The organism is Mycoplasmoides gallisepticum (assembly GCF_900476085.1).
Taxonomy (GTDB): domain Bacteria; phylum Bacillota_I; class Bacilli_A; order Mycoplasmatales; family Mycoplasmoidaceae; genus Mycoplasmoides; species Mycoplasmoides gallisepticum.
Genome location: NZ_LS991952.1, coordinates 876,340 through 898,347 on the forward strand (window position 1 = coordinate 876,340; position 22,008 = coordinate 898,347).

The 22,008-nt window shown below is 30.6% G+C and carries 16 protein-coding genes and 1 CRISPR repeat array; of the genes, 13 read left to right on the plus strand and 3 right to left on the minus strand.

Annotated elements, in window-relative coordinates; all coding sequences use genetic code 4:
- Positions 1-9 precede the first annotated feature (9 nt).
- The 9 genes from ychF to D2833_RS03690 all read left to right on the plus strand — a co-directional run bounded on the left by ychF (position 10) and on the right by D2833_RS03690 (position 8,123).
- Positions 10-1,113, plus strand: a complete 1,104-nt coding sequence (gene ychF, locus D2833_RS03650) for a redox-regulated ATPase YchF (RefSeq protein WP_027333329.1) — start codon at positions 10-12, stop codon at positions 1,111-1,113.
- Positions 1,114-1,174: 61 nt separating this feature from the next.
- Positions 1,175-1,849 carry a thymidine kinase gene (locus tag D2833_RS03655; protein ID WP_011113924.1) on the plus strand — a complete coding sequence of 225 codons (675 nt, stop codon included), beginning with the start codon at positions 1,175-1,177 and terminating at the stop codon, positions 1,847-1,849.
- 92 nt (positions 1,850-1,941) lie between these two features.
- Positions 1,942-2,391 carry a 50S ribosomal protein L11 gene (gene rplK / locus D2833_RS03660; protein WP_036447504.1) on the plus strand — a complete coding sequence of 150 codons (450 nt, stop codon included), beginning with the start codon at positions 1,942-1,944 and terminating at the stop codon, positions 2,389-2,391.
- A 6-nt stretch (positions 2,392-2,397) separates the two neighbouring features.
- Entirely contained in the window at positions 2,398-3,078 is a 681-nt protein-coding gene (gene rplA / locus D2833_RS03665; protein WP_027333328.1) for a 50S ribosomal protein L1, read from the plus strand.
- A 26-nt stretch (positions 3,079-3,104) separates the two neighbouring features.
- Positions 3,105-3,656, plus strand: a complete 552-nt coding sequence (gene pth / locus D2833_RS03670) for an aminoacyl-tRNA hydrolase (RefSeq protein WP_011113927.1) — start codon at positions 3,105-3,107, stop codon at positions 3,654-3,656.
- Positions 3,640-4,503: a tRNA lysidine(34) synthetase TilS gene (gene tilS / locus D2833_RS03675; protein ID WP_011883464.1), complete on the plus strand. Its 864-nt coding sequence runs from the start codon at positions 3,640-3,642 to the stop codon at positions 4,501-4,503. Before pth ends, tilS begins: the two co-directional genes overlap by 17 nt.
- A gap of 239 nt (positions 4,504-4,742) precedes the next feature.
- Complete coding sequence (locus D2833_RS03680) at positions 4,743-6,776, plus strand: PTS fructose transporter subunit IIABC (protein ID WP_011113929.1); 2,034 nt, start codon at positions 4,743-4,745, stop codon at positions 6,774-6,776.
- Between the two features lie 2 nt (positions 6,777-6,778).
- The gene (locus D2833_RS03685; RefSeq protein ID WP_011113930.1) at positions 6,779-7,225 is read left to right on the plus strand and encodes a hypothetical protein; all 447 of its coding nucleotides are present in this window, start codon (positions 6,779-6,781) and stop codon (positions 7,223-7,225) included.
- Entirely contained in the window at positions 7,173-8,123 is a 951-nt protein-coding gene (locus D2833_RS03690) for a type I phosphomannose isomerase catalytic subunit (protein WP_027333326.1), read from the plus strand. The genes D2833_RS03685 and D2833_RS03690 overlap by 53 nt, the downstream gene beginning before the upstream one ends.
- A 1,084-nt stretch (positions 8,124-9,207) precedes the next feature.
- On the opposite strand, the gene D2833_RS03695 is transcribed toward D2833_RS03690, so the two are convergent.
- Positions 9,208-10,584, minus strand: a complete 1,377-nt coding sequence (locus D2833_RS03695) for a hypothetical protein (protein WP_231992420.1) — start codon at positions 10,582-10,584, stop codon at positions 9,208-9,210.
- The gene (locus tag D2833_RS03700) at positions 10,559-12,748 is read right to left on the minus strand and encodes a S8 family serine peptidase (RefSeq protein ID WP_117274114.1); all 2,190 of its coding nucleotides are present in this window, start codon (positions 12,746-12,748) and stop codon (positions 10,559-10,561) included. The genes D2833_RS03695 and D2833_RS03700 overlap by 26 nt, the downstream gene beginning before the upstream one ends.
- 480 nt (positions 12,749-13,228) lie before the next feature.
- Here D2833_RS03700 and cas9 point away from each other — a divergent pair, with 480 nt between their 5' ends.
- The 4 genes from cas9 (at position 13,229) to D2833_RS03720 (ending at position 19,105) form a co-directional block, all read left to right on the plus strand.
- Positions 13,229-17,029, plus strand: coding sequence for a type II CRISPR RNA-guided endonuclease Cas9 (cas9, locus tag D2833_RS03705; protein ID WP_027333323.1), 3,801 nt, complete (start codon positions 13,229-13,231; stop codon positions 17,027-17,029).
- Positions 17,030-17,149: 120 nt separating this feature from the next.
- Positions 17,150-18,025 (plus strand): type II CRISPR-associated endonuclease Cas1, encoded by an 876-nt coding sequence (gene cas1, locus D2833_RS03710; protein ID WP_027333322.1) that lies wholly within the window; start codon positions 17,150-17,152, stop codon positions 18,023-18,025.
- Positions 18,012-18,341 carry a CRISPR-associated endonuclease Cas2 gene (gene cas2 / locus D2833_RS03715; protein WP_014574791.1) on the plus strand — a complete coding sequence of 110 codons (330 nt, stop codon included), beginning with the start codon at positions 18,012-18,014 and terminating at the stop codon, positions 18,339-18,341. The genes cas1 and cas2 overlap by 14 nt, the downstream gene beginning before the upstream one ends.
- Complete coding sequence (locus tag D2833_RS03720; protein WP_027333321.1) at positions 18,341-19,105, plus strand: hypothetical protein; 765 nt, start codon at positions 18,341-18,343, stop codon at positions 19,103-19,105. Before cas2 ends, D2833_RS03720 begins: the two co-directional genes overlap by 1 nt.
- Positions 19,106-19,126: 21 nt before the next feature.
- Positions 19,127-21,140: direct repeats of the CRISPR family, unit length 36 nt; unit sequence GTTTTAGCACTGTACAATACTTGTGTAAGCAATAAC.
- An 83-nt stretch (positions 21,141-21,223) separates the two neighbouring features.
- Here the strand turns inward: D2833_RS03720 and rlmB are convergent.
- Entirely contained in the window at positions 21,224-22,006 is a 783-nt protein-coding gene (gene rlmB / locus D2833_RS03725) for a 23S rRNA (guanosine(2251)-2'-O)-methyltransferase RlmB (RefSeq protein ID WP_027333320.1), read from the minus strand.
- Positions 22,007-22,008 lie beyond the last annotated feature (2 nt).

Sequence of the window (22,008 nt, forward strand, 5' to 3'; positions counted from 1 at the left end):
TAATCTAATATGTTAAAAGCAGGTATTATTGGATTGCCCAATGTTGGTAAATCCACATTATTTAACGCGATTACAAACGCTAATAGCTTGGTTGCTAACTATCCTTTTGCCACAATCGAACCTAGCTTTGGGATCGTTGAATTACTTGATGATCGCTTAAACCAATTGGCTAAGCAAATCAAACCAGATAAGGTTGTTTATGCAACAATCATGTTTGTTGATATAGCTGGTCTAGTTAAAAACGCTTCTAAAGGTGAAGGTTTAGGGAATAAATTCTTAAACAATATCCGTGAAGTGGATTGTTTAATTCACGTGGTCAGATGTTTTGATAATAAAAACATCACCCACGTGCACAACCATGTTGATCCAATTAATGATATCGAAACGATCAATCTAGAGTTGATTATCTCTGATCTAGAGATCGTTGATAATCGAATTAATAAAATTAAAAGAAAATACGAATCAGGTGATCGAACAGTAGTAGTTGAATACGAACTACTGAATAAGATTAAAAAAACTCTTGAGCTTAATCAGATGTTAGATCTATCTGAATATACTCAAGAAGAATTAACGATCATTAAGAACTTTAATTTATTAACAGCTAAACCTAGAATCTACGTAGGTAATATTAATGACAAATACCTAACAGATCCACTAAAAAGCCCGCACGTTCAAGCGTTAGCTGATTTTTGTCAAAAACACTCAGAACAATACTTAACGATCAGTGCTGAGATCGAACAAGAGATCTCTAATTTTTTTGGTCAAGGAAAAGAATTAGAAGAGATAACTGAACTATTTGGGATTAAAGAAACTGGTTTAAACAAGATTGCTTTTAAAGCTTATGAGATGCTTGGATTATGTACTTTCTTTACTTGTGGTAAAAAAGAAGTTAGAGCTTGAACGTTTAAAAAGAACTCTTTAGCACCAACTTGTGCTGGAATTATCCACTCTGATCTTGAACGAGGTTTTATTAAAGCCGAAGTAATCTATTGATCTGATCTAATCCAATATGGTTCTGAATTAAAAGCTAAAGAAGCAGGTAAACTCCGTCTTGAAGGTAAGCAATATGTTGTTCGAGACGGTGATGTCATTACTTTCAAATTTAATGTTTAAAGAAAAATTTAGTTCAATAGAATAAAAATTCTATAAATATAAATATAGGGGATTATTTAGAATGGCTAAGAAGAACGCAATGACCACCACTAATGGTTGAATCGAAGCAATTTGTGGTCCGATGTTTGCTGGTAAAACAGATGAACTAATTCGCAAGATTAAACGTTATGAGTATGCTGATGTAAAGTCGTTGGTCTTTTCACCAGCAACTGATACTCGTTCAGCTCAAGAGATTATCAACTCTCGAGATGGGCGTAGAATTGGTTCAATAAAGATCAAAAAAGCATTTGAAATCTATGATTATGTTTTATTACATAAACCACAATTAGTTGGAATTGACGAAGTGCAATTCTTTGATGATTCAATTGTTGAAGTCATCCAAACATTAGCTGATAACCAAATTAACGTAATTGTGGCTGGTTTAGACCGTGATTTTAGAGGTGAACCTTTTGGTCCAATTCCTAAGATTTTAGGAATTGCAGAATCAGTAATCCGCTTAACCGCAATCTGTTCTGAGTGTGGTGCTGAAGCTAGTCGAAGTCAACGTTTAATTGATAACCAACCAGCTGACTACAATTGCGAAACGATTCTTATTGGTGACACTGAATCATACGCGCCAAGATGTCGTCATCACCATAAAGTGCCTAACCGGCCAATTAACGATCAAACCAAGAATTTCAAACGTGCACTAAAAAATAATTTTGATAAAATAGTAGAGCAATCTTCAAAAGATTAAGATTGTGAAATTCTAATTTGGTGCAGAAGAACTTTGTTCGCTATACTGCATAAAGAACATTCAAAAATTTTTAATATAGAAAGGTGTTGCTTGTGGCTAAAAAAGAAATCACAAGAATTGCCAAACTAGAACTAATCGGTGGTCAGGCTAAGCCTGGACCAGCTTTAGCTTCAGTTGGGATTAATATGGGTGAATTCACCAAACAATTTAACGAAAAAACTAAAGACCGAATGGGAGACGTAGTTCCTGTTATTATTACTGCATTTAATGACAAGAGCTTCTTATTCGAATTAAAAACAACTCCAGTAACGGTTCTTTTAAAAAAAGCTGCTAAGATCGAAAGTGGTGCTAAAAACCCTAAGACTGAAAAAGTTGGAAAGATCTCTAAAGCAGAAGCTTTAAAGATTGCTGAATATAAGATGGCTGATCTTAATGCTTATGATACTGAAGCTGCTTTAAGAATGATCGCTGGTACAGCTAAACAAATGGGATTAGAGATCGAAGGTGTTGATCCTGTTACTAAGAGCAAGAAAGGATCTTAATCAACGATGGCGAAGAAATTAACTAAGAAAACTAAAGCTGCGCTAGGTAGTTTTGATCCTAAACAGATCTATGATCTAGATAAAGCAATTGAAATCGCTAAAAAAACAGCAACAACTAAATTTGAAAGTTCAATTGATATTGCTATCAAATTGAACTTAGATACAACTAAAGCTGATCAACAACTAAGAGGGGCAATCTCATTACCTCACAACGTTTCAAAACCAATCAGAATCTTAGCTATTACCGACCAACAAACTGAAGCTAAACAAGCTGGTGCTGACTTTGTTGGTGAGATCGATAAGATTAATGAGATTAAAGCTGGTTGAATGGACTTTGATGTGATCATTACCAACCCTAAATTCATGATCGAACTAGGTAAACTAGGTAAGATCTTGGGTCCTAAGGGATTAATGCCTAACCCTAAAACAGGTACTGTTACTCAAGATATTGCTACAGCAATTACTGAGTACAGAAAAGGTAAGAAAGAATACCGTACTGACACATTTGGTAATATCCACATGACTGTTGGTAAACAATCAACTGATACTAATAAGATCGTTGAAAACGCTAACGCATTAATCGACTTAATCAAGTCAAGAAGACCAAGTGCTGTTAAAGGTGTTTATATCCAAAACATCTCGGTATCATCAACAATGGGTCCAGGAGTTAAGGTTAAAATTAATTAGGTCACCTAATTAATTTTTTTTATCATATGAAACTTATTGTCGGTTTAGGCAATCCTGGGTTTGAATACGAACACACTCGTCATAATATCGGATTTAAGATTATTGACAAGTTATTAGATGTTTTAAATTTGGAATTAAATAAATCCCAATTTAATGGCCTTTATGTCAAGCATGATGATTTTATTATTGCCAAACCCTTAACTTATATGAACTTGTCGGGTAATTTTATCCGTCAACTAGTTAACTTTTATAAGATTCAGATCGATGATATCTTAGTAATCCATGATGAGTTAGCTTTTAATCTAGGAGTGGTGAGATTAAAGCAAAACGGTTCAGCTAACGGTCAGAAGGGTGTGGCTAATATTATTAGCCAGCTAGGCACACAAAATTTCAAGCGCCTAAGGGTTGGAATTAAAAACGAAGATCTAAAAAATATTGCCTCATTTGTTTTAAGTAAGTTTGCTCCTAACGAATTAATCTTATTAGAAAGCGCAATCGCTTCAGCTAGTGTGATTGCTTATGATTTTCTTAAATCAAATAAGAGCTTTAGCAAATTAATGAATGAGTACAACCAATAAGAAACAATACTTAATTGGTGTCTCAGGCGGACCTGATTCGATCTATCTATTAGATCGATATCAAGATCAAATTAAGGTTGCTTGTCATATTAATTACAACAAACGACCAACCGCACTACGTGACCAATTAATTGTTTCAGACTATTGTTTAAAAAATAAGATCCCTTTAGAGATCTTATCTGTTTCGCCTTCATATCAATATCATAAGAATTTTCAAGACCAAGCTAGGAAAATTCGTTATGATTTTTTTTTATCTACTGGTTTAAAGTACCAAGTAGATCAATGTTTAATCGCTCATCATAAGGATGATTTTTTAGAAACTGCAATTATGCAATATGATAAAAACCAAGAACAGTTGTTTTATGGTTTGCATCAAGATTCATCTTATCAATCATTAAAGATATTTAGACCACTACTAAACCTGTGAAAAGATGAGATTCTATCTTATCTAGAACAAGATAATATAGTTTACGGGGTTGATGAAAGTAATTTCTTATCAACGTATCAAAGAAATAAGATTAGAACAAACCTAAGTAAGTTAACTCAAGAACAAAAACAAGCACAACTTGATTTTTTTCTAGAACTAAACAAGAAAAACCAAGTTAGGTATCAATCTGTCAAAGACTTTTTTTCTTCTTGGGATTGTAACTACCTGGATTTAATTAATTCGTTAGAGTATTACAATTTACTTTACTTGTGGTTCTCTAAAAATAATATTAAGTACTCTAAGCAAAAAGCAGAGAACATCTTAAGTTTTTTACAAAAGAAAAACAATAAACGGTTTAGATTAAAAGCAGGTGTTTATCTTATTAAAGAAGGGATAAAACTTAAGATTGTTAAACTCTAAACTTCTTATCTAGTTTAGAGAAAGCTCAAGGTTATATTTTTTAATTAACGGGACCAATAACTGGGTTTTAGATCCCAACATTAATTTAATTAATAAATTAATCAAAATTTCTGGTTAAAACAAGATTAGCTTTGAAGCCAAAAAAAAGTAAAGTTAGCTAGAAATATGTATTAAACTCTTATTAAACCATTAGTGTTGTTTTATGCTTCTAAATTACGTTTTAAATCTGTAATTTTTTAATGAGCATAAAAGAAAGAGGTGATCCAAAAACCATGGAAATTAATAAGCCCGAGTTTGTCTTTATTAATCTTAAACAAAAGAATAGAGACGATATCTTAAAAGAACTAGCTACACGTGCTGTTAAGCTTAATTTAGCTACTAATCAAGATGAGCTATACCAAGCTTTTTTAGCAAGAGAAAAAGAATCATCCACAGCTTTACCAGATCTGTTTGGCATCCCCCATGCTAGAACTGCTACAGTCAAACAACCCGCATTGTTGTTTGCAAAACTACATCAAGCAGTTGAATGGGATGAAGAGAAAAAACAAGTTCAATATCTTTTTGTAATCTTAGTTCCCCAAGATGCATCTAACACTCATTTAGAGATTATCTCTAATGTTGCTAAGCTCATTATGGATAAGAACGCTAATCAAAAGTTGATTAGCTCTAATAATCCAGATGAGATTTCCAAATTAATTGTTTCTTATTTAAATTCGTCAGCTACACAAACAACTAATAATAACTCTGAGAAGTTAATCTTAGCTTTAACAGCTTGTCCAGTAGGTGTAGCTCACACTTATCTAGCCGCTGAAAAACTAAGTGAAGCAGCAACTAAAATGGGTTATCGAATCAAAGTGGAAACTCACGGATCAGTTGGTGCTAAAAACCCGTTTAGTGAAGAAGAGATAAAGAATGCTGATCTAGTGATCGTGGCTGCTGATATTGGTTTAGACACATCACGCTTTAATCATAAGCGTGTGTTCCAAACCACAATCAAACCAGCTATCCACGAACCCGAAAAATTAATTAATGAAGCTTTTAATAAAGCTACAACACTTAACCAAAAAGGATCTAACCAAACAACACTAGGTCAAGATGCTAAACGCCCAGGGATCATGCGTCACATCTTAGCTGGTGTGTCTTATATGGTACCTTTTGTTATCCTTGGTGGGATCTGTATTGCAATCGCCATTGGTGTTGGTAAACTAATCTATGGCCAACAATACAATGCAGTTGAAGGCGACTTCTTCTTTTATTTATTAAAAATCGGTGTAGTCGCATTCACATTAATGATCGGTGCTCTAGGAGCATTTATAGCTAATTCAATTGGTGGAAGAGCCGCTATTGCTCCTGCATTTATTGTCTGTGTCTTGGCAAATACTCCTGAAGCAATCTTTCCCATTGCTGGTATCAAAGTAGTTACAGCAATGGGATTCATTGGCTCAATCTTCTTTGGTTTAGCAATCGGATTCACTGTTAAATGAATTAATACTTGAAGAATTAATAAAGCACTAGCACCAATCATGCCTGTCTTTGTTATTCCTTTAGGTGTGGGATTGTTTTATGCTTTAATCGCTGTATTTGTTTTAGGTGCTCCAATTGGATTTATCATGGATAAATTCATTAAGGCTCTTGAAGAAGCCTTTAGAAACGGTAATATTGGTATTGGTTTGGGAATAGGTTTAGGGATCTTAATTGGAGCAATGACAGGATTTGATATGGGTGGTCCTGTTAACAAAGTTGCTTTCTTAACTTGTGCAACCTTAATTACTTCAAATATCTATGAGCCAATGGGAATGATGGCTGCTGCCATTCCCATTGCCCCACTTGGAATGGGATTATGTACCTTAATCTTCCGTAAGAAATTTAATGAAGGTGAAAAATCACTTGGAATTAGTGCAATCCTAATGGGAACTATTGGGATCTCAGAAGGAGCGATTCCATTTGCAGTTACTGACCCTAAAAAAGCAATCATCTCAAACGTAGTTGGATCAGCTGTTGCGGGTGCTATTGCTGGTGCATTTGGTGTAACCTGTGCTGCAGCACACGGTGGACCAATCGTTGGTTTCTTATTAGCAGTATCATCTAACCGACCACAAGGTTTAGCTTGAGGTTTATCATTCTTCTTCTTAGCTATTATTATTGGTAGTTTAGTAACTTGTTTCATGTATGGTTTTTGAAGAACTAAACCAGCTGAAGCAGGTGTAGTACTACCTGTTAATAAATGAACTTTCTGAAGAAAGAAAAAAGCTAATCTTAATATCCAAGGGTAATTATGAAAAAGAAGATATTTAAAGATCAAAAACAAAAAAACAAGTTTCTCTTTTATTTACTATTAGTAATTACTTTAGTTGCTTTATTAATAGGGATTATTTTATTAGCTTTAAATACAGCTAATTATAACGACCAAGTAGCTAGAACTAGGGACTACTTAGTTTTACAAACCGATAAAAGCTCAATTGAGAATGCCAACTTCAATATGCAAGGTTTAATGCTAGGTAAATTTAAAGATACATTAATGAACGTTAAGAACCAAGCTGAACTAAACACAACTGTAGCTAAAATTATTCAAGACAATCAGTTAATTAGCACGATTGATGCACCAGCATTTGCTTATGGGATCTTTATGGTTTTAGTTGGCATCTTAACTGGTTTAGCAACAATCCTATTTGGTAACAGTACCTTTAATAAAAAATACCAAAAAGAAGATGCACAAGCCTAAGATTTTAAAGCTTCTACCCCATTTTGAATACCGTGTCTGATCTGGGGATAAGATTAAAACATTATTTAATCTTGACCAAGAGAAGATTGGTGAAGCTTGAATAATCTCAGCACTTGAGAACAAGTCGGCTAAAATCAGTGAGAACCAAACATTATTACAGTTCTACCAAGATAAGGATAATGCTTACTTTTTTAACTCATATAATTTAAAAAATGAGTATCCTTTATTAGTTAAAATCATCGATGCTAAAGCTGATCTATCAGTCCAAATCCATCCTGATGATGCTTATGCCAAACAGTTTAACTCACTAGGTAAAACTGAATGTTGGTATATCCTTGATACCAAAAAAAATAACCAGATCGTTTTTGGTCATCAAGCTAAAACGCTTGATCAATTTAAATCAATGGTTGATCATAAACAATGAAATGATCTATTACTAACTAAACCAATAAAAAAAGATCATTTTATCTATGTCCCTTCAAAAAAGCTTCATGCAATTAAAGCTGATACTTTAATCTATGAATTACAACAATCATCTGATATTACCTATCGAGTATATGATTATGATCGTTTAGATCAAGGTAAGAAACGTGAACTACACCTAGAGCACGTTTTTAATTTAGTTGATTGTCCAGATCTTGATTTATCTAAAGAAGAGATCAGTAATACCTCTGATTATTTAGTTGCAAACAAGCTTTTCAATCTAATTAAGATTGAAAACAAAGATCAAAATACATATAAGTTTGATGATGCTCAATGAGTTCAATTAACCGTGATTAAAAATCACGGAACGATCAATAACTTGCAAGCTAATCTATATGATTCGTTTATTATTGCTCACAATGAACCGATTGTGATCAAAGGAAATCTCACTTGTTTGATCTCGTATGTTAAATAGATAAATATAAAAAGCATGAACCTTGGGAATTTCTCCTAAGTTCATACTTTTATTAATATGTTGGTAGGTTAATAACGAGCGCTAGAAAAAGTTAGATCAAATTAATTAGTCTAAGCGTTTGTTGTAGTCTCTTTTAATAAGATCTATTCCTTTATTTAGTTCTATTAAATTGTTTTGAATATAACAAACTTATTATCAACTACAAAATCTAAATTTTCTTTTTTGATTAAGATCATTAATAAATTGCACTAGATATTGCTTTTATGATCAGAGAAATCTAAGATCTTACCATATTCGGCATTGATAATATTAACGATTAGTTCGTTAGGTTTATATAAAGGTGATGTATTAAAGCGATAAGGTAAATTTGGCTTTCAATTAAATAAATTAGATCAAGTATTTATTTAATTAGCTTATTTGTTGTTGGTTGGCATTTTTACTAATGTAACTATATGGATAAAGCGACCTGTAAGTTTTATTTTTCTGGTCAGTTAGTAGGTTTTAATTCAACAAAAGCATCATTAGTTGAATTCTAATAGGGGATAATGATGGTACTGGTTGATTAAAATCATTTTTTGTTTTTAAAAAAGTTTATAAGAATCTGCACGATGCCTTTTAGGCTTGTCTAAGTCCCGAGTCCCACAAAAGCTTAAGACAGTTGGTAACACTATGAAACCAAGCGCTTTAAATATCAATCATAGCTTTTTATAAAATTTGAATTTTATGAATTTGTTATTGTTTTTTTGTAATCGCTGATTTTATACGCTTATCTTTAGCTTGTTTATCCATCTAAAGTTCAAAATTTTGCGAATAAGAAATTGCTAAGTATGTAAGATGACAGCTTAGCTAAAACCCTAGAAAGAGGATTATTACTTATATTAAGGATTGAATAATCAAGATTAACCCAAACGTAGTTCTTGCTATTTCTTAGGTTTATCTTTGATCATGAATTATTCACTAAAAGACTTTTGTCTTTTGTTCATTTAATGTATTTTAGATGGTCAAAATTTCTAATGCATCCTTAACACTTACCGCGTTGATACCTATATTTTTATTTATGTAATAAATAAAACTTTGATTGAACTTATCTTGAAATACCACCCTTTATTGCATATAAAAGCATATCCTCTAGGTGTTTGTTATAATCTGCTCTAATCTTACTTATCACACTTTTAAGCGGTACTAAATTGTGATTAATATAACTAAGCCCTACAAAATTATTATCAACAACAAAGTCAAAATTTAGGTTATTAGACTCTCTTGAACTAGCAAGTTTATCTTGATCAGATGTACTTAAATACTGACCGCCAACAACCCCATTTAAAACCTTAACAATACTTCCTTGCTCATTTCTCATTAAGAAATAAGTTCCTGAACCAACTGTACTTGGAACTGAGTCTAACAAACTAGCTGTAAGTGTGTTAGGCACTGGACTAATCTTGGTGTTATTTCTAATCCTAAAAGGATTAACAAATAATGTCCTAGAAAGATCTGAACCAGAATCTTTTTTAAGTGCAGTATAGTTCAAAGCATTCTCTCGGTCAAACATAAGATCAACACCAAAGATCGGAACTATCGTATTTAAATAGTTTTTTAATGGACTGTATTCCATCATATTGTTCAGTTCTACATCGTACATTGGACGATCTTCACTAAACATGACATATCTGATAATAGCAATATCACTATCAGGGCTTTCGTAATATATTTTACTCTTTACATTGTTAAATGTAGTAGTTTTATAATCGGTTTGTTTTTCCCCGTTTACAAGATAGTGATTATATGTAAAACCAATCCGATGAGGATAATAATCTAACACTTTATTGATATTTTTACTTAGTGCTTGAGAAACACTTTTAGTAGTTAAAACGTACAACAAATAGCAATTTTGTTCAAGATTATCTAAGGTTGTATAACGTAACATCCCTAGTATACTACCAAAACCAAACTTATCAATATTAACAGTTATTTCATCAGTTTTTAATACCGGATTGGTATTAAATAAGTAAGGTAACTCATGATTAGTATTAAAGATATTTGATCACGAGTTAATCATATTAACTTCAGTGTTTATTCGTTCTTGGTTTTGATTAGTCTTATTAGCATTAGTTTTGATGTAATCGCTTAATTCAGAAGAAGGAATATTTTGCTTGTAGTCATATTGGTGCAAAGAGTTGAAAATTTTGCTTTCAAAATTATTAGTTGGTTTTAATTCACTAAATGGTTTATCATTATCATTTGGGGTAATTTTGATTGGTGAAATTGATAAAGAAGGATTATTAAATTCTTCTTTAAGTTTTAATCCCACCTTGTATAATCCTTCATTTCAAAAATCTGGTTGATTTTGTTCTTTTTTCTCACCAGTATTTGAACATGAAGTTTGAATAATTGGAAGCGTTATAAAGCTTAGTAATCCCAAAGTTACAAGGATTTTTTTAGAAAATTTGCGAGTTGTTGCCATAAAGATCATAAGGGTAAGAATAATATAGTTCAGAAGGATAGTCACTAAAAGAATAATATTTGTCACTAACCGTTCAAGATAGAGCTAGCTCTGTTTGATTAAATGGGTTTTCATTTCTTCATTTTTTAACCACAATCTTGTAATTAGCATCTTCATTAGCTCTAATCTTAATAAATTCGTAATTATTTCTTGAGGTTGATTGTACTGGTAATTTATTACCTTCTTTATATAAATAAAGCTCAAAATCTTGTAAACTATAATCAATAGAATCGGTTAAAATCGCTTCATTCTTTTTTGTGTTATATAAAGTAGTATTCTTTGGTTTAAATAATCAAGATAAACTGATTCTTAATTCATCACCTTTTTTCAATTTTAATCTTGCGACCGGAAGGGTTCTGTCATCTTCTTTGTTGGTTCATATATTATTCACCAAAACCTGTTTGTTATTTGTTCATCTTATGTATTTAAGATTATCAAATGCAGATTTAATTTTTCGGTAATTTAATAACCCTACACCATAATCCTTATTTAACCCTACCTGTGTACTGATTTCAGGCCCGTTTTCAGATAAATCACTTAACTCTGATTTTGCTTTTTTAACATTTGATGAAGAAACTACTAGTATTGCTTTTGCAATTATAGAGTTTATTCCTAATTTGTACTTTTCTTTATATTGAACTAGTGTGTTAGCTATTACTCCAGATACAAATGGAGCTGAAAAACTAGTTCCTTGTGAATTGTATTCTTGATATTTGCCTCAGAAATTGTATTTTTCTCCAGTAGCTAAGATCAAAGGAGCATTATATGTTAAAGAACCTCTTGATGAAAAGCTGCTTAATTTTTCAGCATGATCGTTGGAACCAACAACGATAGAATTATATGAAAGAGTGAAGTTCGATAAATTTTTTAAATAATCTTTTACAGCATCACCATTATTTCCAGCACTTTTAACGAATATAAGTTCTCTTTCGTTTGCTGTTAATAGATCTAAATATCTTGAGTAATAGTTGTAGTTAAATCAATTTCTATTTGAGTTATTTAAATCTGACTCTTTTTTGTGTAAAATCCCCCAAGAGTTATTAACAATCTTAATGTTTTTCATTCTTTTTATATAAGCTATTTCGTCTTCTAACCCAGAATATAGATCTGAACTATTAGTTGAAGTATCTAATCTTAGACCATACAGATCATGATAAGTATTTACACCGTGTCTTCCTGAAACTATTGCAGCTACTTTCGTTGCGTGATCATTTGGTTTGGGTAAATAATATTTATTTCCTTCTTTATAAGGGGATAAATTATTTGTAACATTTGTTTCTTTATCAAAATAATAATAATCTTCAGTATCAATGAGTGCTTTAGTTCTATCCTCTCTATTCGACGCTTCTAATATGGCAACCCCAATTCTTTCTTGATTTTCATATAAAACTTTCTGTCTAACATCGGTTATCGCATTAGATCTTTCATAATCAGTATATCCATTTATTGAAAAATTCTTTTTAAAGCTATTAGGATATCTTTCTCAAATTCTTTTGTTGATATAGTCATAATTAAAACCTGGATATATCTGTCTATTGGGTACAACATCCGAATCATCATAAGGTTGGATAAATAATTCTTCCTGATTTGGATCAATAGGATAAAAATCTCCTACTAGATCATATTTATCTAAGAATTTATCAAATTGATTTTGATCTTCTGAATTCTTCTTGAAAGCAAAAGTAACCAAATAATAGTTTTCTAAAGCGATGCTTTTGGTTGCACTTAAAACCTGTCGTTGATTCCGGATTAGTTTGAGAATGTTATCATGATCATAAACTGCAACATTTCCTTTGAAAGTAATAAATCCTGAATAGTATTCATTATTTTCAAAATCATAAGTAAAATCACCTACAACTTCATGGTCATTATTTTTTGAATCTAAAACAATTGAAGCTTCTTGATCTACAAGAGAACTATTATTAATCAGATCAATATTCTTGTAAATATTTCTCTTATTTTTAAGAGTAGTTTCAATCTTATTATTTAAATTCATAGAAATAGGCACAGTGGTTGCAGCAACACCTATTGAAATAACACTTATAATCTTAGTTATTCGCATCTGATACTCCTTATTTAAAAATGAATTTTGGGTATGTAATAACCAATCAGGAATGCTAGGCATTTAAATAATTAAGTGATGATTAAAAACTACATAAAATAATCTTAATGTTTACCTTTTTAATTGTTTATTACAAGAACCTATAAACTAAAAGTATTTTGAATAATGACTAATGTTTATATTTTTAAATATAAATGTATAAACTCTTTGCGTCAATAGATTTATTGAAAATTATTTTTATTTTTGTCACATTGATTTATAATTCAAGAAAAATAAAGATAATTATTAAATAAAGATTGGCCAAGATTTGAACCCAAGGTTGGGTTTTTGGACTCACTCTTTGTTTATTTTAGTCGGTTGCTAACCCACATGAAATAATCTTGATGCCTAGCTTTTTTAATTGTTTCTTTTCAAGAACGATAAACAATTAAATTTTGTGTTGGTTAATCATAACAAAGTAGTGATTAGATCGATAAAATTTTGCGTATTTATCGACGTATTTAAATAAAATATATTTTAAGGATATAGAAAATTGATATAAATATGAATAACTCTATAAAATCAAAACCAGAAGTTACAATTGGACTAGACCTAGGTGTGGGTTCAGTTGGTTGAGCAATTGTTGATAACGAAACTAATATTATTCACCATTTGGGGAGCAGACTTTTTAGTCAAGCTAAAACAGCAGAAGATCGTCGAAGTTTTCGTGGTGTTAGACGTTTAATTAGAAGAAGAAAATACAAACTAAAAAGATTTGTAAATTTAATCTGAAAATATAATTCTTATTTCGGATTTAAGAATAAAGAAGATATTCTTAACAACTATCAAGAACAACAAAAGCTTCACAACACTGTTTTGAACTTAAAATTAGAAGCTCTTAATGCAAAAATTGATCCAAAAGCATTGTCTTGAATCTTGCACGACTACTTAAAAAACAGAGGTCATTTTTATGAAGATAATCGTGATTTTAACGTTTATCCAACAGAAGAATTGGCTAATTACTTTGATGAGTTTGGTTATTATAAGGGAATCATTGATAGTAAAAATGACGATGATGATAAATCAGAAGAAGGATTGACAAAATACAAATTCTCTAATCAGCATTGATTAGAAGAAGTTAAAAAAGTATTATCAAATCAAACAGGACTCCCAGAAAAATTTAAAGAAGAATATGAATCTTTATTTAGCTATGTAAGAAATTATTCTGAAGGTCCTGGTAGTATCAACAGCGTTTCTCCTTACGGAATCTATCATTTAGATGAAAAAGAAGGTAAAGTTGTTCAAAAGTATAACAACATTTGGGATAAGACAATCGGTAAATGTAGTATTTTCCCTGACGAGTATCGTGCTCCAAAAAATTCGCCGATCGCGATGATCTTTAATGAAATTAATGAGTTAAGCACGATTAGAAGTTATTCTATTTATTTAACTGGTTGGTTCATTAATCAAGAATTTAAAAAAGCATATTTAAACAAACTTTTAGATTTGCTTATTAAAACAAACAGCGAAAAACCAATTGATGCAAGACAATTCAAAAAACTAAGAGAGGAAACGATTGCTGAATCAATTGGTAAAGAAACGCTTAAAGATGTCGAAAGTGAAGAAAAACTAGAAAAAGAAGACCATAAGTGAAAATTAAAAGGATTAAAGTTAAACACAAATGGTAAAATCCAATATAACGATCTTTCTTCGTTAGCAAAATTTGTTCACAAACTAAAACAACACCTTAAGCTTGATTTCTTATTAGAAGAGCAATACACAACTCTTGATAAAATAAACTTCTTACAGTCATTATATGTTTATTTAGGTAAACATTTACGTTATAGTAACAGAGTTGATTCAGCTAATTTAAAAGAGTTTAGTGATAGTAGTAGACTCTTTAAAAGAGTTCTACAAGAACAAAAAGATGGCTTGTTCAAACTATTTGAACAAACTGATAAGGACGATGAAAAGATCTTAGCTCAAACCCACTCTTTATCTACTAAAGCAATGCTATTAGCCATCACTAGAATGACTAATTTAGATAATGATGAAGATAATCAGAAAAATAACGATAAAGGGTGGAACTTTGAAGCAATTAAAAACTTCGATCAAAAGTTTATTGATATTACGAAGAAAAACAATTATCTAAGTTTAAAACAAGATAAACGATATTTAGATGATCGATTTATTAATGATGCGATCTTATCACCTGGGGTTAAAAGAATTTTACGTGAGGCAACAAAAGTATTTAATGCTATCCTCAAGCAATTTTCTCAGGAATATGATGTTACTAAAGTTGTTATCGAATTAGCTAGAGAGTTATCTGAAGAAAAAGAACTTGAAAATACTAAAAACTACAAGAAATTAATTAAGAAAAATGGTGATAAGATCTCAGAGCGTTTAAAAGCTCTAGGTACTGCAGAAGATAAGATCGAAGAAATCTTAAAGAGTCCAACTAAAAGCTATAAAGTTTTGCTTTGATTACAACAAGATCATATTGACCCTTATTCACAAAAAGAAATTGCTTTTGAGGATATTCTTACAAAAACTGAAATTGATCATATCATTCCTTATAGTATTTCTTTTGATGATTCTAGTAGTAATAAACTACTAGTGTTAGCAGAATCTAACCAAGCTAAATCAAATCAAACACCTTATGAATTCATTAGTTCAGGAAAAGCTGAAATTACGTGAGATGATTATGAGGCTTACTGTCGTAAATTTAAGGATGGTGATTCTTCGTTATTAGATAGCACTCAACGAAGTAAAAAGTTTGCAAAGATGATGAAAACTGACACTTCTTCTAAATACGACATTGGGTTCTTGGCAAGAAATCTTAATGATACAAGATATGCAACGATCGTTTTTAGAGATGCTTTAAAAGATTACGCAAATAACCATTTAGTTGAAGACAAACCGATGTTTAAAGTGGTGTGTATTAATGGTGGTGTAACTTCATTCTTACGTAAGAATTTCGACGATAGTTCATACGCAAAAAAAGATCGTGATAAAAACATTCACCATGCAGTAGATGCTAGTATGATTTCCATCTTCTCAAATGAGACAAAAACTTTATTTAATCAACTCACACAATTTGCCGATTATAAACTTTTTAAAAACACTGACGGTAGTTGAAAGAAGATTGATCCCAAAACTGGTGTAGTTAGTGAAGTTACGGATGAAAACTGAAAACAAATTAGGGTTCGTAACCAAGTCTCTGAAATCGCCAAGGTGATCGAGAAATATATCCAGGATAGTAATATCGAACGTAAAGCTCGATATTCTAGAAAAATTGAAAATAAAACAAACATTAGTTTATTTAACGATACGGTGTACTCTGCTAAAAAGGTAGGTTACGAAGACCAGATAAAAAGAAAAAATCTTAAAACACTTGATATTCATGAGAGTGTAGAAGAGAACAAAAATTCTAAGGTTAAAAAACAATTCGTTTATCGAAAATTGGTTAATGTTTCATTATTGAATAATGATAAGTTAGCTGATTTGTTTGCTGAAAAAGAAGATATCTTAATGTATCGTGCTAATCCATGGGTTATAAATTTAGCTGAACAAATCTTTAACGAATACACTGAAAACAGGAAAATTAAAAGCCAAAATGTATTTGAAAAATACATGTTAGATCTAACTAAAGAGTTCCCTGAAAAATTTTCGCAAGCTTTCATCAAATCGATGTTAAGAAATAAAACTGCAATTATCTACAATGTCGAAAAGGACGTAGTTCACCGCATTAAAAGATTAAAGATACTAAGTTCAGAACTAAAAGAAAATAAATTAAGCAATGTGATCATTAGATCTAAGAATCAAAGTGGAACCAAACTCTCTTATCAAGATACGATCAACTCGGTCGCTTTAATGATTATGAGAAGTATTGATCCCACTGCAAAAAAACAATATATCCGTGTTCCATTGAATACATTAAACCTTCATCTAGGAGATCATGATTTTGATCTCCATAATATAGATGCTTATTTAAAAAAACCTAAGTTTGTTAAATACTTAAAAGCAAATGAAATTGGAGATGAATACAAACCTTGAAGGGTTTTAACATCAGGAACGCTTTTAATTCATAAAAAAGATAAGAAACTTATGTATATCTCGTCTTTCCAAAATTTGAATGATGCAATTGAAATTAAAAATTTAATTGAAACTGAGTATAAGGAAAACAACGATAACGATCCTAAAAAAAAGAAGAAAGCAAATCAAATCCTAAGGACTTTAAGTGCTATTTTAAATGACTACATCTTACTTGATGCTAAATACAATTTTGATATATTAGGGTTAAGCAAAAACAGAATTGATGAGATTTTAAACAGTAAGCTTGACCTTGACAAAATAGCAAAATAGGTTACAATAATTGTGATAATAATTATTGCTTACACAATTATTGTCGTGCTAAAATAAGGCGCTGCTAATACAGCTGCCGCATCCGCCAGAGTATTTATATGCTCTGGCTTTTTATTTGTTATGTCTAAAAAAGTCCTTGAAGTTTCTGAAACTGAATTTATTAGCTTACATCTAGACACGTTAATTGTTAGAAAACACGGAGCTAGAGTCACCCTACCACTAAAAACTTTAGATACTATTCTTATTACCAATCCGTATTGCAACATATCAGTTCCTCTATTAAATAAAATTGTTGAAAACAATATTAATCTAATTGTGTGCAATACTAAGTTTCAACCAACGATGCAAATCTTACCAATTAGCTCGTATTATTCAAATAAGAATTATTTGTGGCAAATCAGATGAACTGATGAACAGAAGAATCAGATTTGAAAACAGCTTGTAAAATTAAAGATTATTAATTATGCAAGGTTGATTAATCATCTGAATATTACAACCGATGATAATATCGAAAAACTAACCAATTATTACACCAACGTGGTTGATGGCGATTTAAACAACTGTGAGGGTCACGCAGCTAAACTTTCGTTCAAACTGCTATACGGCGAAGATTTTAGTCGTTCGCAAAAAGACGATATCATTAATAAATATCTAAATTATGGTTACATTGTTTTAATGACTTATGTTTCACGAACATTGGTTAAGAATGGCTTAGATAATAGAATTGGGATTTTTCATAAGAGCTTTAACAATCATTTTGCATTGTCATGTGACATTATGGAACCTTTTAGACCAATTATTGATTATCTAACCTTTTCTTATTTGATTAAAAATCAAAACGATGATTTCAAATCATATAAGAAAGATCTATTTATATCTTTTGAGAACTTTATCTTCCCAAATGGTAAAAACCTGAACCAAGTTATCGATATGTTAATTAAGGCAATTATTAATAATAAAATCAACGAAAGGGATTTTAATATTGATTGAAGTTAATAGTAGGTATATGAGAATCGTAATTTTTTATGACATTTATGAAACTGAAGAAGTTGATAAGCTTGCTAAAAAGTTTCGTGACAACTTAATCTCTTTAGGTTATTTTATGATCCAATATTCAGTATACTGTAAGTGTATTGGTTCACACACCATGTATGATTACGAAATTAAAAAGATTCGTAAGATCTTACCAGTAAAAGCGAATGTAAGAATCTTATTGTTATCTGAAAAACAATACCAAAATATGCTAATCATAAGTGGTGAGAAAAATCTTAACGAAATTTACAACGATCGAGAGGATTACATAGAAATCTAATGAAAATCAAAATACATAATCAAGAAATTGAGAATTTCAACGGATTATTGTTAATCGATGTTAAAAACACTAGTGAATATCTCAAACGTTTATACATGTATGAGAAACAACATGAAACCAGCGTGTTTGAGATAAACAATGTCAATGTTGATATTAGTGATTGTCTAATCATCACGCCATTTAGCAAATATAGTGATTTGATTAGCTACACTGCTAAAAATGTATTTACCAAACTATTAGGTAACATTAACTTCGAACATGACAAAATTTTGAACGAAAAATATCTTGATAAAGAAGTCGTTGCTAAACTTAATGAAACCTTAGGTCGTGATATTATCTCGTTAGATACTTCTTACTCTAAGATTCTGAAATCAATAATCAAGATTTCAGAAGATTATATCGATCATGAATTTATCTATTCATATTTAGAGTTATTACATTGATCAAAAGAAGTTAAAACAGTTATTCTTAAAGACTTTGATAATATCGATCTAAAAAGGTTAAGTAACTTAACTCAAACTACTAATTTAATTATTATGAAGAATGATATTATCTATGATCTTGAAAAACATTTTGAGTTTTTTGAGACATACTGTTTAATTGATCATAATTATGAAAATATGATTAAGATTGATAATATGTCTTCTTTTGAATATTTATTAGAAGATATTTTTAAAGTTATGGTTGATGAAGAGTTTAAGGCCAATATGTCTTTTCATCAGCTAGAACTAGTTAAAAAGGAGTTAAAAAAGCAGATTAATTAGCTTATTTTATTTGACAATGAGGTTTTAGCACTGTACAATACTTGTGTAAGCAATAACTAAACCGTTATGTTTTCTCAAAATTGTACAGTTTTAGCACTGTACAATACTTGTGTAAGCAATAACAAAATAATGGAAAATTTAGGGATTAAACATGTTTTAGCACTGTACAATACTTGTGTAAGCAATAACGTCAGTTAAATTTCTTAAATCTTCTAGTTCGTTTTAGCACTGTACAATACTTGTGTAAGCAATAACATAATGTAGGTTGTTATAGTATTCGTGGTTGTTTTAGCACTGTACAATACTTGTGTAAGCAATAACTTTCTTTTAAATATTCTTTAATATTTCCGTGGTTTTAGCACTGTACAATACTTGTGTAAGCAATAACTAAAATAATGGAAAATTTAGGAATCAAACAGTTTTAGCACTGTACAATACTTGTGTAAGCAATAACTTAGACTTTCGCGACGATCTGATTAACGGTGTTTTAGCACTGTACAATACTTGTGTAAGCAATAACATTTTTGATTTCAAGAAACTAATATCACGCGTTTTAGCACTGTACAATACTTGTGTAAGCAATAATGTCTTAATTCAAGACGAATTAGCTTATTTGTTTTAGCACTGTACAATACTTGTGTAAGCAATAACTTGAACACAATTGGCAACTTTAAGTTTATTGTTTTAGCACTGTACAATACTTGTGTAAGCAATAACTGCTTATCTTGAGCGATATTTTGATAAGGAGTTTTAGCACTGTACAATACTTGTGTAAGCAATAACCGTTTTGATAGAAATCTTGATCAAATATTGGTTTTAGCACTGTACAATACTTGTGTAAGCAATAACTTAAAAAGTGAATTTTGATCTCCGTTTTTTGTTTTAGCACTGTACAATACTTGTGTAAGCAATAACTCATTAAAACGAGAATATTTAGTTCATAAAGTTTTAGCACTGTACAATACTTGTGTAAGCAATAACAACTCTATTTAGTAGTAATTATAACAGAATGTTTTAGCACTGTACAATACTTGTGTAAGCAATAACGTTATTTTTCAATAAACTAATCTATTGTATGTTTTAGCACTGTACAATACTTGTGTAAGCAATAACAACTCTATTTAGTAGTAATTATAACAGAATGTTTTAGCACTGTACAATACTTGTGTAAGCAATAACGTTATTTTTCAATAAACTAATCTATTGTATGTTTTAGCACTGTACAATACTTGTGTAAGCAATAACAGTTAATAAGTAACTCATCTATACCACAAAGTTTTAGCACTGTACAATACTTGTGTAAGCAATAACTTTCATTCGATTTTTTTGATGTTTTCGGGGTTTTAGCACTGTACAATACTTGTGTAAGCAATAACTTTAGAGTCTACTAACTCTGCTTTTGATCTGTTTTAGCACTGTACAATACTTGTGTAAGCAATAACTTTGAAACTAACTTATTTGTGTCGATGTTAGTTTTAGCACTGTACAATACTTGTGTAAGCAATAACTTTGCGTGATAATTATGTTGGTATTGAAAAGTTTTAGCACTGTACAATACTTGTGTAAGCAATAACGGTGATCTACCAAACGAACTCAAACCCATTGTTTTAGCACTGTACAATACTTGTGTAAGCAATAACGTCTTGGTTATACTAATAACCCGGATTTTGTTTTAGCACTGTACAATACTTGTGTAAGCAATAACCAACACAAACAACTTTCAGCTTATAACATTGTTTTAGCACTGTACAATACTTGTGTAAGCAATAACCGATTTACCAAACGAACTCAAACCTATCGAGTTTTAGCACTGTACAATACTTGTGTAAGCAATAACAAGAAAAACTTGATACCCGTATAGTTATTTGTTTTAGCACTGTACAATACTTGTGTAAGCAATAACCTATTATTATCTAAGTATTTTTTATATTGTGTTTTAGCACTGTACAATACTTGTGTAAGCAATAACAAATTAAACGATGAATTATCTCAATCAATTGTTTTAGCACTGTACAATACTTGTGTAAGCAATAACAAAAACAAGTATTTTTTATAAACGAAAAAGTTTTATCATTAAACATATTTAATCTGAAACAAAATTTTGAAATAAATAAACTATTACTTAATCTTTTGTTTCATATTAAACAACATAATTCCAGTTGCTACTGAGACGTTTAAGGACTGTATCTTATCAGTATACATCGGGATCTTGATCTGATAATCAGCATTCTTAATTAGTTGACTAGAAACTCCTTTTTGTTCGTTTCCAACAATTAAGATTGATTTATTAGCATAATCAACATTATAATCTTGAGCTTGATCACTTAAATTAGAGACATAAGATCAAAAGTCATACTTATCTTGTAGATCTTTGATCGCATAAGATAAGTTGGCAACCTCAATTAGATTAAGATAAAAACATGCACCTAGTGATGTTTTTATCACCGTGTTATTAATACTTGCTTGGTTGTCTTTTTTAAAGATGACCCCAAGCACATTTGCTGCCAAACAACTCCGTAAGATCCCACCAAAATTTCCAGGATCATGGATCTGATCTAAAACAACAACAATACCTTGTTGTTCGTTTTTTATTTTTTCACAAAACTGGTTAAACGAGATCGTTAATGAACTACCATCAATCTCGGCTACAAACCCTTGGTGGTTTGATAAATCTCGGTACTGATTATCAAACCACTTAATTGTATGGAGTTCGTATTCAATCCCTTTTTGCTTAATTAATTTAAGCAAAAGATGATCTTCTTTATGTAAGTAAACTTTCTTAATCTTAAGATTGTTGATTAAGCCTTCATAAACACCATTATAACCAAATAAACATAAACGTTCTTTCTTATGTTTATTTTGGTGTTTGTTATTAAATTGTGGCTTAAATTGATTTTTCATTT